We start from the raw sequence: 12,339 nt of genomic DNA on the forward strand, positions 1-12,339 counted from the left end.
AATCGAAAGGAAATTACGATGAACTGGGACCAAATTCTTGGACGCTGGACCGAATTCAAAGGCAAGCTGATCGAGCGTTTCGGCGATTTGACTGATGATGAGATCGAACAAGCCCGCGGCGATCGCGAGCAACTGGAAGGCATCATCCAGAAGAAATACGGAGACTCGAAAGAGGACGTTCGGGAAATCGTGGATCGCCTGATGAAGGACATGTAGCCCAAAGGTGGATACGCACATCGCGTGGGGCGGCATCATGGCAATGGCGCCACACACTCCCAAGATAGACACCAAAGGCAATCATCGAGACTATGAAACTGTCTGACCTCATCAACACGCCCGTAGTCCCAGCTGGAACCGGCCACGCAATTGGTCGCGTTTCCGATATCGCCATCCGCGCTGGGCAGAGCGAGTTGGAGTACGTCTTGGTCAATCTGAGCGTGACCGGAGGGAGTGACCCGGTGGCGTTCACGGCCGATACGCTCGATCTTGGCGCAAGCGAGATAGAGTGCGCGTTCTCCCAACAACAATTGGATCACCTTCGTCAGCGCAAAGAAGACGAAGATCCCCTTGCAGTGGACATCGAAGGCTTGCCGCCCCTGGTCATAGGGCCGTTCGGCAACGCGATTGCACCGGTTGTGATGGGGGCGGTCCTGAATGACGCCCTCCGCCAACGCCCCCAACCCACGCCACCCGGTAGCAACTTCCGATGGTTTACGAAGTTGCAGAGCAACCCCGTGTTTGACTCGACTGGTGAGTTGGGCAGATTCAAGGATATTGAGTTCGACCCTGACACCAAGGCACTGCGGTTTCTTCTGATCGACGGGCGACCAGATATCCTGAGTTTTCCATTCGCCGAGTTACGCAATATTCCCGACGACGAACACTACATGGTTCTATCCAGGTCTTCCGACCCGCTGCACCCGGTCTGAGTATCTGGACACAGCTTGTCAAACCGCGCAGTTGCGCGGTTTTTTCTTTTTAAAACAAATTTTTGCATTTTTCTGGGAACAAGTAGCGGCGTCATTCGTTTGTTCAACAAGACCGCGGGAAATGCGGTCAGAACAGACCAAAGGAGTGAGCTATGAAACGTTTTCTGACCACAACTTCGATCGTTCTGGTGATGTCGGCATCGGCCTATGCAGAAAGCTCGAATGTCGAAGAAGTCGGCAAGAACCTGGAAGAGGCAGCCGAGGCAGCCGGTGATGCGCTGTCGAATACCGCGCAGGACATCAAGAACGCTGCGCAGAACACGGCGGAAGACGTCGACCAGGCAGCCGAAGCTACCGGTGAGTACATCAGCGAAAAAGCTGGACAGATGGCCGATGCAGTTGATCCCACCACCATCGACATCGAGGGTTATGTCCCCGTTGCCCAAGGCACCATCCCGGCCGAAGATCTGACCGGCATGCGCGTCTATGACGTCTCGCAAGAGTGGATCGGTGAAATCGAAGAGGTTGTCGTCGACATGGATGGATCGGTCGATGGGGCCGTGATCGGCGTCGGCGGGTTCCTCGGCTTGGGGGAAAAGGATGTTCTGATCGATTTCTCGCGCGTGTCGCTGATGCGTGAAGTCGATGGTGACAACACCTATGCATTTGTTCACGCGGACAAGGAGATTCTGAAGGACATGCCGGCCTACGAAGGGTCGTAAACCCTCTATTCAGTCGCAAAGCATGTGATCAAGCCGCCGGCCGATTTTTCGGTCGGCGGTCTTTCAATTCCTGTCCATCCGCCACGTTTAGATCAGCGGGCGCGGAACGGCTTCGGTGATTTCGACCAAGCCAAGCTCGGCCAGACCCTCAAGATCGTTAATCTGCAGCACATTGTTGGACCACTCGGCCAGGCCGAGAACCTTCAGCCGGCGCAGGGTCTTGTTCGTGTGAACCAGCGACAAGCCCAACGCATCCGCAAGATCCTGCTGCCGGTATGGCAGCGGACACCGCAAGCCTTTGGCCAATCCGACGGCCTGGGACCGTGTGTAGAAGCGGTGCAGGCTCCACGCGATCTTCTCGATCGCGCCGCGCTGGCCAACGGTTGTCAGGGCGTCGCCCAGGAAATGCTCTTCGACGGCTGCCAGGAATGTCAGGTCAAAGGCCCGATCAGGCTGGTTCTGATATAATTCGAACAGCCGCGAGCGATTGAACACGCATAGCCTCATCGCGGTTGTCGCCTCGACGGAGTGCCGCATCTCGCCCATGACCCCAGCCTGCAACCCGACCAAATCGCCGGGAAGCACAAAGCCGATGACCTGCCTACGACCGTTTTCCAGCGTTTTGTAACGAACGCCCATCCCGCTCAGAACCGTGAACAGATGTGCGGATTTCGCACCCTCGATGAACAGCTGTGTTCCGGGTTCGGCCTGCATCTCGCCGGTTTTGAACCCCTGCATGAACCGCAGGTCGTCTCCCGAGAACGGCAGGAAGACATCCATCTGCCTCAGCGGACAGTCCGCACATGCGATCAGAGAAATTTTTCGTTGCTGTGTCATAGTTTATTGCGGCGCTGCGGGATTGCCCTACGGTGGCATCGAACAGATTTCAGGATGGTATTTATGGAAGCCTCTTCCCGCAGCGTAGCAGATGTTTTAATTGTTACGGAAAACTTTATCGAAGCAGCGGACATCAGTGACGCCATCCCCGGAGTTTCGCCCGATCGCATTGTCCATATCCGCGAGCTGCACGCGGGCGGGCATTTCTGGCAGGACCCCGAATTCGCCCCGGCCCTGAGCGTTCTGAGTTATCGCAGAAGTGAGACGTCATTTGACGCCGTCGCGCGGCTGTTGGTTGAACGCGGCAGTGCACTGTTGCTGCTGGACCCGTCCCCCGAGGTGCAAGCGCAATTTGAATGCGCGGCTCTGATACGGCCTTTCACGGCCGCAGATCTTGCACGCAAGATCGCATCCATCGATTTCAGTGGGAACGGCTTGAAGGTCGGTTCAGATCCTGGGTGAGCCGGCGCAGGGCGCATTGTGCCCCCAATATCCTTGAACGAAAAAAGCGCGGCCGATGCCGCGCTTTGATTTTGTACTAACAATTTTCGAACTGATCAGATCGCGCTGCGCGCGGCCTTCGGGCCAAAGATCAGCCAGCAGATGAATCCGATGACCGGAAGCAACAGAACGAAAAGGACCCACAGGATTTTCGCACCGGTCGTCGCAGACGAACCGATGATCGAGATTATGGCCCAGATCGACAAAACCAGGACGATCAGTCCGCCAATGCCATATACTTCCACCATACCGAAGTTCCTTTCGAATTACGTGTCGTTGTTCCTACAAGGAAACAACGCGATAGGTAGCCGAAAGTTCCCGACAAAGATCTGGGCGTGATCCCAGTTCTTTCAGAAGGTTTGAGGAACTTTGTACCTGACGGAACCAAAACGACCGGCAGAACGTTGGGTTTGAAGGTCGATACATGGGGTCAAAATGTCCGATAAAATCAAAGCGCCGCGAAAAGATCTTGTCGAGAAAGAAAGTGAGCGCGAAGCGGTCGAAGAAGCGTCCGGCCTGTCTCCGCGCCTGATATTCGAGACCATCCGCCAAAACGGCGAGGAGGAACTGGACCGCCCGACCAAAGCGTTGTTCTGGTCCGGGATTGCCGCAGGCGTGCTGATCAGCTTTTCGGTGCTCGGCGAAGCGATCTTGCGAGCACATCTGCCCGAAACCAGCGGGCGCTTTCTGATCGAGAACCTGGGCTATTCCCTCGGCTTTGTCCTAGTCATTTTGGGGCGGATGCAGCTGTTCACCGAAAACACGATTACGACTGTGGTTCCAGCCATGATAAACCCGTCCGTTGCCTGCTTCACCAAAACCGCCAGGCTGTGGGCAATCGTACTGGGTGCCAATGTGCTTGGGGCGTTTGCGATATCTGCCTTCCTGATCCATACGCCGGTGTTGTCACCCGAACTCGTCTCGGTCATCAACGACCTGAGCCACCACGCCACCGGCATGGGCGCTTGGGTTGGCTTTCTGCGCGGAATACCGGCGGGGATCCTGATTGCGGCAATCGTTTGGATGCTGCCTTCGGCACAGAACAACGAGGTGCTGGTCATCGTAATCTTCACTTGGATGATTGCGGCCGGTGACTTTACCCACGTCGTTGCCGGTTCGGTGGAAATGGCGGTTCTGATGCTTCAGGGGCAGTTGCCAGTAGGCGCAGCCGTTTTCAGCTTTTTCCTGCCCGTTCTCGCCGGCAACATCATCGGAGGAACCGCTGTCTTCACGATGCTGGCCTACGCCCAGATCAAACCCGAAATAGAAGAAGACCCAAAGCGCGGCTGAGGCGCTTTGGGTCTTTGGGATGGCGGGCTGGTTGGCGTGGCAGTGACGAATAGCGCTGTCAGCGATTCCTGATGAAAAACCAGATCAGTAGACCGGCCAAACCCAAGCCGAGCATGGCCGGAAATACGTATTCGATGCCCATATCGGTCGCAGTGTACCGCGTGTCCTAGCCGCGGTTGGCCTTGCGCAACGCGAGGCCCAGTAGGACACCCACGCCCAACGCTCCGACCATTGCCAAGCCTGGGTTCTCACGCACGAATGCGGCACTTTTCTCGGATGTCAGTGTCAGCTGCTTTTGCGCCTCATCGCGCGCCGTCTTCAACGTGTCACGCGTTGCGGTTACGCCATCTTCCAACGCTGATTTGGCCTCCTTGGCCACTTCGTCAATCCGCGCCGCCATCTCGACATGGGGAGTGTCCTGAGGGGCCTTCTTCGCCGTTTTCTGTGTCATGTCAGATCTCCTTTCATCGACCGAACGCGGGCGGTCGCCAAAGGTTCCACTAAAATGATCCGGAACCAATCTGGGGTTCCAAGCGTTGACCCGTCAGTAGTTACAAAAATGAAAGGAAATCCCATGTTGTCTTGGGCGCTGATCTTTTTCGCACTTGCTATCGTTGCTGGCATCTTCGGGTTTGGCGGCATCGCGTCGGCCTCGGCCGGTATCGCGCAGATCCTTTTCGTGATCTTTCTGGTCCTGTTCATCGGTTCGCTGATCTTGCGGCTGATCCGTGGGTAAGCCCCCGCGCATCCGCACTCCCTGAAACAGTACCCCGAGGTTCAAAGCCCGATGAAAGATGCCGTCCATACCCAAACAGCCGCCGAATTGCTGATTGCCTGCCTGGAAGCCAACGGCGTGACCTGTGCATTCGGTGTTCCGGGTGAGGAAACAACCGATCTGATCGCCGCATTCGACAAATCGAGCATCGACTTCGTCCTGTGCCGGCACGAGCAGTCGGCGGCGTTCATGGCATCGGTTCACGGTCGATTGACGGGGAACCCGGCGGTATGCCTCTCGACACTTGGGCCTGGGGCGACCAACCTTGTCACCGGTGTGGCTGACGCCACGCTTGACCATGTGCCGCTGATCGCCCTCACAGGGCAAGGCGCCCGGTCCAGGCTGGGCCGCGAAAGCCATCAGATCATCGATCTCGAAGCGCTCTTCGCGCCAGTCACCAAGTCGAGCCGAACGCTGATGGTCGCGGATGAAATTCCCCAAGTCGTGGCCGAGGCCGTGCGATTGAGCAAGATCGACAAACCCGGAGCCGTCCATCTTTCCCTGCCCGAAGATCTGGCCGAGGTCCCGACACTGGCCGAACCTTTCGTGGCCCCGCCGCCAGCCGAGGTGCGACCGGCGGCCGATGCGGTCATACGTTCCGCGCGCCTGCTGGCCGAGGCGAAAAAGCCCTTGATCCTTGCAGGACATGGGGTGATCCGATCCGGCACCGCAAGCGACGTTCGGGCACTTGCGGAAAGCCTTTCCGCACCGCTCGTCACGACATTCATGGCCAAAGGCGTTTTGCCACCGGGGCACCCGCTCTCGCTGCATTCGATCGGTCAACCGGGCAAGGAATTGGCATCAGAAGCCTTCGACCTGTGCGACCTGATCATTGCCATCGGGTTTGACCCGGTTGAATATCCACCCTCGAACATCTCGATGGGCGGTAAGAAGCCGGTTCTCGAGATCTCGGACGTGGCCTCGACTGTTGATGTGGACTGGCCGGTAAAGGCCGCTCTGACAGGCGACCTTCCGCACTGCATCGACGTTCTGGCGAAGGCCACGGCCGAACGTCCCACGCAAAGCTGGTTCAAAGATCTCCAGCGGAGGATTGACGCCTCGCTGGAAGGTGGACCAACACCTCCCGATGCCGCTTGTGTCGCGCCGTCGGACATTTGTCAGGCGATTTCCGAAACGCTTTGCGAAAGCGACGTTCTGTTGTCTGGGGTTGGCCTGCACAAACTTTGGGTCGCCAGCAAGGTTCAAGCGCGCCGGGCGGGGCAAATCATCATTCCGAACGGCCTGGCCGGTATGGGCCTTGCGCTGCCCGGAGCGATCGAGGCGGCCCGTCTGTTGGACGAGGGTCGGGTGATCGCCGTTTGCGGTGATGGGGATTTCCTGATGAACGTCCAGGAGATGGAGACGGCGGCCCGGTTGTGCGTGCCCGTAACCGTTCTGGTCTGGGAAGACAACGGCTATGGTCTGATCGACGAAAAACAACCTGATGCGCGCGAGTTTTCCTTCGGCAACCCCGATTTGGAGTCACTGGCCCGATCTTTTGGCTGGGTCTACCACGATATCGAAAGTCACAGCAAACTTGCTCCTGCGCTGCAGGCGGCGGCTGACGTCGCCGTTCCAACCTTGCTGCGGGTATCGGTCGACTATTCGGCTGATGGCGGGATGCCCACCGTCACCTGATTTTTTCGCCGAAAGTGGAACCAAATCCGTTTTTGGGCGTTTCTTCCCCAGTAGAAAAAAGGAGTTGTCATGACCGACGCATTGAACGTTGTCTCGAACGAAAACCCCGTTTCCACTGGCGTGCGCGACACCGCGCCCTTGGCCAAGGGTCTGGCTGATGTTCTGGCCGATACCTACCGGCTGACCTTCAAGACACATGCGTATCACTGGAACGTGGAAGGCCCGCTGTTCTATTCGATTCACAAGCTGACCGAAGAACAGTACGAAAACATGTTCGCCGCCGCTGATGAGATCGCGGAACGCATCCGCGCGCTGGGTCATCTGGCACCCTCGCGCATGTCCGACATCCTCGATTTCTCGGCGATCAAGGATCGCGAAGGCGACCTGTCCGCCGCCGAAATGATCGAAGATCTGGCCGCCGATCACGAGCGGGTGGCGCACCGCCTGCACGCCCTGACCGAGCTTGCAGGAAGCCGCAAAGACGTCGTGACCGAAGATCTGGCGACCGAACGTTCGGCATTTCATGAGCAGGCAGCTTGGATGCTGCGGGCGATCTCGAAATCAAGCTGACGGGGTGACCGGGCGCGTGTGTCGTTTTGCGACCCAACTTTGCGCGTTTAAGGTCTTGTGCAGGCTTGCCGAAAAACCGGCAAGCCTGCACATTCTGATCTGGTGACCAGTCCAAAGGGCGGCAATGTCTGACAAAAACACGAAAAGCCAAAACTTGGCCGAGGAGCGGACCGACTGGGCCGAAGACCGCACCATTTTGGCAAATGAGCGCACGTTTGCGGGTTGGATGAGAACCGGGATGGCATGCGTGGCCATCGCCCTCGGCCTCAAGGCCGTATTTTCCGCCGTCGAGCCCGAGTGGCTGGCGAAAGCAGCAGCCACTCTTTTTGTGTTGATCTCGCTGCTGATCTATTGGGGAGCCTGGATGAACGCCCGCCGCGTGTATTCCCGATTGGAAGCGCACAGCGCCCAACCGGCATCTCGCTTCCACTTGCAATTGGTTGTTGGGAGCCTGTCCTTGGGATCGGTCGCATGTTGTCTGGTGTTGTGGTTGGTCTAATTGAGGCGCCCCTACAGGGTGGCCCGCTTCGATTTTCAGTTCGCCGCGGGCCTTCGGTCCATCGGGCGATGCTTTCTGATGCTGGCGGACGTTAGCCAATGCGCTGGATGGCCTGACGGTAGTGTAGTGGAGACGCCATTGCACGATCAGGGTTTCGGCTTGCTTTGCCGCCGCAGCGGGTGCAGTCCCCGCCTGGGGACAAAACTTCGGCATACCGGTCCAGATGATCAGGCAACGGCTTGCGGCTGTGCTATCGGACCCGGTCAGATTGAATGAACCGCCGCATCGCGAATAAGCCGTTGAAAGATCAGCGCTAAAGGCAAAGCAGGTTCGAGCGCAATTCCAAAAACCGCTTTTTTGTCGCAAAAACCGACTTTGGATCTCGAACGTCACTTGGATCAGGAACTGGCGATCCCGGAAGGACTCGAACCCTCAACCTGCTGATTAGAAGTCAGCTGCTCTATCCAGTTGAGCTACGGGACCGCTGGGCCCTTCTTGATCGGTTTAGAGCCGGGGTTCAAGAGCCAAGCGCATGAACGCGCTGTTGGGATCGTCGTGATACCCAAGGATCGGACCGCAATAGCTGTATCCCAAAGCTTCATAGAGTTTGCGTGCGGCGGCGTACTCGGCCAGATGGGCAGCGCCGGTTTCCAGAACCAGAGCAGAGAGTCCGTCGGCGCGTGCGCATTCGGCCAGGTGGTTCATCATCGTCCGGGCCAACCCGCACCCACGTGCTTTGGCCAGGATATGGACCGACTTCACCTCGGCCGTCCCGTCCGGCAAAGCCTTCAATGCGCCGCACCCCACAGGCTCGTCGTCGTCAAACAGGGCCCAGAACCGAATACCCGGCCCAGAGAGCGCCTCGGCATCCATCGTGTGATTGCTTTCGGCGGGTCCCGCGGTTTCGCTGTGCGCGAAATGCGCCTCGACCACCGGCCGCAGGGCAGCCGAAGTCGGATCCGCTTCGCGGATGTCAATCATTCAGTGGGTCCAGGGACCGCGGCGGTCTGTTGCAAAATTCTCGCCATACCCGCGCTGGCGCAGGTTGGGTTTGCGCTTGTGCGGTTCGCTGACCAGAACTTCGATGCCATGATCCTTGGCATAGTCCAACGCTTCTTCCTTGGTGTCGAACTTCAGGCGAACCTGGGATTGCGTGTCAGAAGACGATGTCCAGCCCATCAGCGGATCAACCTCGCGCGCCGACGCAGGCGCGAATTCCAAAACCCATTTGCGGGTCTTGGCCATACCCGACGTCATCGCATTTCTTGCAGGCTGGTAAATCCGTGCGCGCATGTCGCCTCTCCATACTCGGTTGGTCGCGACCGTTTATGCGTCAGAGTGCGGGCGGGGACAAGATTGCAAATGCCGCAGGGCCATGCAAATGACCGGCGCTGCAGGGGTTGCATGCGGACAAAATAAGAACAAATGTAAGAAGCCCAAGCGGAGCCTGCCGATGCCCTATGCACATTCTGACAAAACCCAGCTGACCGTCGACGATGTCCGAGCCCGCCTGAAGCTTGAGGGCGGCAAGCGGTTCGTCATGCATACGGAGTTTGCGCCGGCCGGGGATCAGCCAACGGCCATCAAGGAACTCGCCGCCGGTGTCCTGGACGGCGAGCGCGATCAGGTGCTGCTGGGTGCCACGGGCACCGGCAAGACCTTCACCATGGCCAAGGTGATCGAGGAAACCCAGCGCCCCGCCATCATCCTGGCCCCCAACAAGACGCTGGCGGCCCAGCTTTACGGCGAGTTCAAAGGCTTCTTCCCGGACAACGCGGTCGAGTATTTCGTCTCGTACTACGACTACTACCAGCCCGAAGCCTATGTGCCGCGCAGCGACACCTATATCGAGAAGGAATCGCAGATCAACGAACAGATCGACCGGATGCGCCACTCAGCCACCCGCGCGCTGCTGGAACGTGACGACGTGATCATCGTGGCCTCGGTGTCGTGCATCTACGGCATCGGCTCGGTGGAAACCTATGGCGCCATGACGCAGGATCTGAAGGTCGGGGAAGAATACGACCAGCGACAGGTGATGGCCGATCTGGTGGCTCAGCAATACCGCCGCAACGATCAGGCCTTCCAGCGCGGCAGCTTCCGGGTGCGGGGCGATTCCCTGGAAATCTGGCCTGCCCACCTGGAAGACCGCGCGTGGAAACTCTCGTTCTTCGGCGAAGAACTTGAGGCCATCACCGAATTCGACCCCCTGACCGGCGAGCGCACCGACACGATGGAGCAGATCCGCGTCTACGCGAACTCGCACTACGTCACGCCGAAACCGACGATGCAGCAGGCGATTCTCGGCATCAAAAAGGAGCTGCGCCAGCGCCTCGACCAGCTGGTGGGCGAGGGCAAACTGCTGGAAGCGCAGCGGCTGGAACAGCGCACCAATTTCGATCTGGAGATGCTCGAGGCCACCGGCGTCTGCAACGGGATCGAGAACTACTCGCGCTATCTGACCGGCCGCGCACCGGGTGAGCCGCCCCCGACCCTGTTCGAATTCATCCCCGACAACGCTATCGTCTTTGCCGATGAAAGCCACGTGTCCGTGCCGCAAATCGGCGGCATGTACCGCGGCGACTACCGGCGCAAGTTCACACTGGCCGAACACGGGTTCCGCCTGCCCTCCTGCATGGACAACCGCCCCCTCAAATTCGAGGAATGGGACGCCATGCGCCCGCAGTCGGTCTTCGTCAGCGCCACGCCGGCCAAGTGGGAACTGGAGCAGACCGGCGGAGTCTTCACCGAACAGGTGATCCGCCCCACGGGTCTGCTGGACCCCGAGGTCGAAATCCGCCCCGTCGAGATGCAGGTGGACGACCTGTTGGACGAGGTGCGCAAAGTCTCGGCCAAGGGGTTCCGCACGCTGGTCACCACGCTGACCAAACGCATGGCCGAGGACCTGACAGAATACATGCACGAACAGGGCATCAAGGTCCGTTACATGCATTCCGACATCGACACGATCGAGCGGATCGAGATCCTGCGCGACCTGCGGCTGGGGGCCTTCGACGTACTGGTGGGCATCAACCTGCTGCGCGAGGGGCTCGACATTCCCGAATGCGGGCTGGTCGCCATTCTGGACGCGGACAAAGAGGGCTTCCTGCGCTCGGAAACCTCGCTGATCCAGACCATCGGCCGCGCCGCCCGCAACGCCGAAGGCCGCGTGATCATGTATGCCGACCGCATCACCGGCAGCATGGAGCGCGCGCTGGAGGAAACCAACCGCCGCCGCGCCAAGCAGGTCGCCTATAACGAGGAACACGGCATCACGCCCGAGACGGTGAAGAAGAACGTCGAGGACGTTCTGGCCGGTCTCTATGCCGGCGACGTGGACATGAACCGCGTCACCGCCACCATCGACAAACCGATGCACGGCGCCAACCTCGAGGCCCATTTGGACGGGTTGCGCGACCAGATGCGCAAGGCGGCCGAGAACCTGGAATTCGAAGAGGCTGCCCGCATCCGGGATGAGATCAAGCGCCTGGAAGCGGTCGACCTGGCCGTCGCCGACGACCCCATGGCACGCCAATGGGCGGTCGAGAAAGCCTCGGAAGACGCGGTCCGGTCGCAGGGGCGGTCAACGGCCGGACGGCCGGGGCAGCGAGGTGGGAATGTGAAGCGTAAGCGGCGGTGAGTTCTACTTGCGCATTGGCGCTGCTTTGATCGAACGAAAAAGACCCTCTATGTCTGAGTCGAGGTTTAATTGCTCAAGCGTATGTATTGTCTTTAAGCCGTTCCCCAGAATCGTCCCCGCTTCATCAGCACCAAACCTCTTGCTGAGTTCAACAAAGTATCTTGGTTCTGGGATGCTAAAGTTCTTAGGTGTCTTGTTTGCACATTGGTAAACCGCGTAGGCGGCCAAGTCAGCATACTTCAGGAGAGGTTCTTCCTCTTTTGATCTCGTTGTTATCGCAAAGGGATTAAACACTCGAAGATACTTGGCATCCGAGTGCATTGGATTGTCTTTTATCTTGCCAATGTAGCGTCTCATTGCGTCGTAGTCGTGGTTTCGAGTCTCGAAAACCACTGTTGGCGGCTCGTTTCCAAAACCGCGATTGAGAAGGTATTTCCCGACTCGCTCCAATAAGTAGACGGCACACTTATTGTAGAACTTTTGCGGGTCTTTTTGAATTCGGTTAGAATACCCACCCAGCGTTGCTTTGTTAGAAACTACCGCAAAATACCGTAAGTTGACTTCGACGCTTTTGCGCGACCAATAAACCGTTTGGCTATGCGAGAGATCAGTTGCGTGTCGCCATTTCTTTCCCAGATCAGAATTTACCGAGGCCAGTACACGTCTTGCGTCAATTGCAACCGCTCTGGGCATGACAGCAGCAGCAAGCACAAAGTATGGGGAAGATCCGCCCTGCTTCCCATCACGGATTTTGGCTATTCCGGACTCACCGCTTTCATCGATGTAAATAAAGCAACTCAATGAGATAACTCTGAAAAAAGAATGTTTGGCTATTCAATAGTGAACCTAATGAGCCATTCGTAAGTCGCCAAGTATGTATCAACGGATAAGTTGGCAATCGAACTAAGCCTGCCACCACCCCTCATTCCAGCCTTGCA

Annotated in this window: 16 protein-coding genes and 1 tRNA gene; 10 read left to right on the forward strand and 7 right to left on the reverse strand. The window is 58.1% G+C overall.

What is annotated here, in order from left to right; all coding sequences use genetic code 11:
* Positions 1–18: 18 nt before the first annotated feature.
* The 3 genes from ACR0NB_RS13380 (at position 19) to ACR0NB_RS13390 (ending at position 1,651) form a co-directional block, all read left to right on the forward strand.
* Positions 19–216: a CsbD family protein gene (locus tag ACR0NB_RS13380; protein WP_093961665.1), complete on the forward strand. Its 198-nt coding sequence runs from the start codon at positions 19–21 to the stop codon at positions 214–216.
* A gap of 92 nt (positions 217–308) precedes the next feature.
* Complete coding sequence (locus tag ACR0NB_RS13385; protein ID WP_480775935.1) at positions 309–929, forward strand: PRC-barrel domain-containing protein; 621 nt, start codon at positions 309–311, stop codon at positions 927–929.
* Positions 930–1,081: 152 nt separating this feature from the next.
* A complete protein-coding gene (locus tag ACR0NB_RS13390; RefSeq protein WP_480775936.1) occupies positions 1,082–1,651 on the forward strand; it encodes a PRC-barrel domain-containing protein in 570 nt (189 codons plus the stop codon).
* Positions 1,652–1,738: 87 nt separating this feature from the next.
* Here the strand turns inward: ACR0NB_RS13390 and ACR0NB_RS13395 are convergent, their stop codons facing one another.
* Positions 1,739–2,488: a Crp/Fnr family transcriptional regulator gene (locus ACR0NB_RS13395; RefSeq protein WP_480775937.1), complete on the reverse strand. Its 750-nt coding sequence runs from the start codon at positions 2,486–2,488 to the stop codon at positions 1,739–1,741.
* A 54-nt stretch (positions 2,489–2,542) separates the two neighbouring features.
* On the opposite strand from ACR0NB_RS13395, the gene ACR0NB_RS13400 reads away from it, so the two are divergent.
* Positions 2,543–2,950: a hypothetical protein gene (locus ACR0NB_RS13400; protein WP_170360294.1), complete on the forward strand. Its 408-nt coding sequence runs from the start codon at positions 2,543–2,545 to the stop codon at positions 2,948–2,950.
* A gap of 95 nt (positions 2,951–3,045) precedes the next feature.
* Here the strand turns inward: ACR0NB_RS13400 and ACR0NB_RS13405 are convergent, their stop codons facing one another.
* Positions 3,046–3,237, reverse strand: coding sequence for a PLD nuclease N-terminal domain-containing protein (locus ACR0NB_RS13405; RefSeq protein ID WP_093961670.1), 192 nt, complete (start codon positions 3,235–3,237; stop codon positions 3,046–3,048).
* A gap of 187 nt (positions 3,238–3,424) precedes the next feature.
* Between ACR0NB_RS13405 and ACR0NB_RS13410 the strand changes: the two genes are divergently transcribed.
* Positions 3,425–4,279 (forward strand): formate/nitrite transporter family protein, encoded by an 855-nt coding sequence (locus ACR0NB_RS13410; RefSeq protein WP_170460786.1) that lies wholly within the window; start codon positions 3,425–3,427, stop codon positions 4,277–4,279.
* Positions 4,280–4,445: 166 nt separating this feature from the next.
* Here ACR0NB_RS13410 and ACR0NB_RS13415 read toward each other — a convergent pair whose 3' ends face one another.
* Positions 4,446–4,730 (reverse strand): hypothetical protein, encoded by a 285-nt coding sequence (locus ACR0NB_RS13415; RefSeq protein ID WP_170343247.1) that lies wholly within the window; start codon positions 4,728–4,730, stop codon positions 4,446–4,448.
* 123 nt (positions 4,731–4,853) lie between these two features.
* Here ACR0NB_RS13415 and ACR0NB_RS13420 point away from each other — a divergent pair, with 123 nt between their 5' ends.
* From ACR0NB_RS13420 to ACR0NB_RS13435, 4 genes are all read left to right on the forward strand, one after another.
* A complete protein-coding gene (locus ACR0NB_RS13420) occupies positions 4,854–5,015 on the forward strand; it encodes a DUF1328 domain-containing protein (RefSeq protein ID WP_093961673.1) in 162 nt (53 codons plus the stop codon).
* A 51-nt stretch (positions 5,016–5,066) separates the two neighbouring features.
* Positions 5,067–6,692: an acetolactate synthase large subunit gene (locus ACR0NB_RS13425; RefSeq protein WP_480775938.1), complete on the forward strand. Its 1,626-nt coding sequence runs from the start codon at positions 5,067–5,069 to the stop codon at positions 6,690–6,692.
* Between the two features lie 69 nt (positions 6,693–6,761).
* Positions 6,762–7,262 (forward strand): Dps family protein, encoded by a 501-nt coding sequence (locus ACR0NB_RS13430; protein WP_480775939.1) that lies wholly within the window; start codon positions 6,762–6,764, stop codon positions 7,260–7,262.
* Positions 7,263–7,386: 124 nt separating this feature from the next.
* Complete coding sequence (locus ACR0NB_RS13435) at positions 7,387–7,761, forward strand: YidH family protein (RefSeq protein WP_475142658.1); 375 nt, start codon at positions 7,387–7,389, stop codon at positions 7,759–7,761.
* 406 nt (positions 7,762–8,167) lie between these two features.
* On the opposite strand, the gene ACR0NB_RS13440 is transcribed toward ACR0NB_RS13435, so the two are convergent.
* The 3 genes from ACR0NB_RS13440 to ACR0NB_RS13450 all read right to left on the reverse strand — a co-directional run bounded on the left by ACR0NB_RS13440 (position 8,168) and on the right by ACR0NB_RS13450 (position 9,054).
* Positions 8,168–8,244: transfer RNA gene (locus tag ACR0NB_RS13440), tRNA-Arg, on the reverse strand.
* 21 nt (positions 8,245–8,265) lie between these two features.
* Positions 8,266–8,742 carry a GNAT family N-acetyltransferase gene (locus ACR0NB_RS13445; protein ID WP_480775940.1) on the reverse strand — a complete coding sequence of 159 codons (477 nt, stop codon included), beginning with the start codon at positions 8,740–8,742 and terminating at the stop codon, positions 8,266–8,268.
* The gene (locus ACR0NB_RS13450) at positions 8,743–9,054 is read right to left on the reverse strand and encodes an ETC complex I subunit (protein ID WP_093963390.1); all 312 of its coding nucleotides are present in this window, start codon (positions 9,052–9,054) and stop codon (positions 8,743–8,745) included.
* A gap of 160 nt (positions 9,055–9,214) precedes the next feature.
* Between ACR0NB_RS13450 and uvrB the strand changes: the two genes are divergently transcribed.
* Positions 9,215–11,401, forward strand: a complete 2,187-nt coding sequence (uvrB, locus tag ACR0NB_RS13455) for an excinuclease ABC subunit UvrB (RefSeq protein WP_480775941.1) — start codon at positions 9,215–9,217, stop codon at positions 11,399–11,401.
* 3 nt (positions 11,402–11,404) lie between these two features.
* On the opposite strand, the gene ACR0NB_RS13460 is transcribed toward uvrB, so the two are convergent.
* Positions 11,405–12,202 carry a DUF3800 domain-containing protein gene (locus ACR0NB_RS13460; protein WP_480775942.1) on the reverse strand — a complete coding sequence of 266 codons (798 nt, stop codon included), beginning with the start codon at positions 12,200–12,202 and terminating at the stop codon, positions 11,405–11,407.
* Positions 12,203–12,339: the final 137 nt, after the last annotated feature.

It is taken from the genome of Ruegeria sp. CG3, from assembly GCF_056537205.1.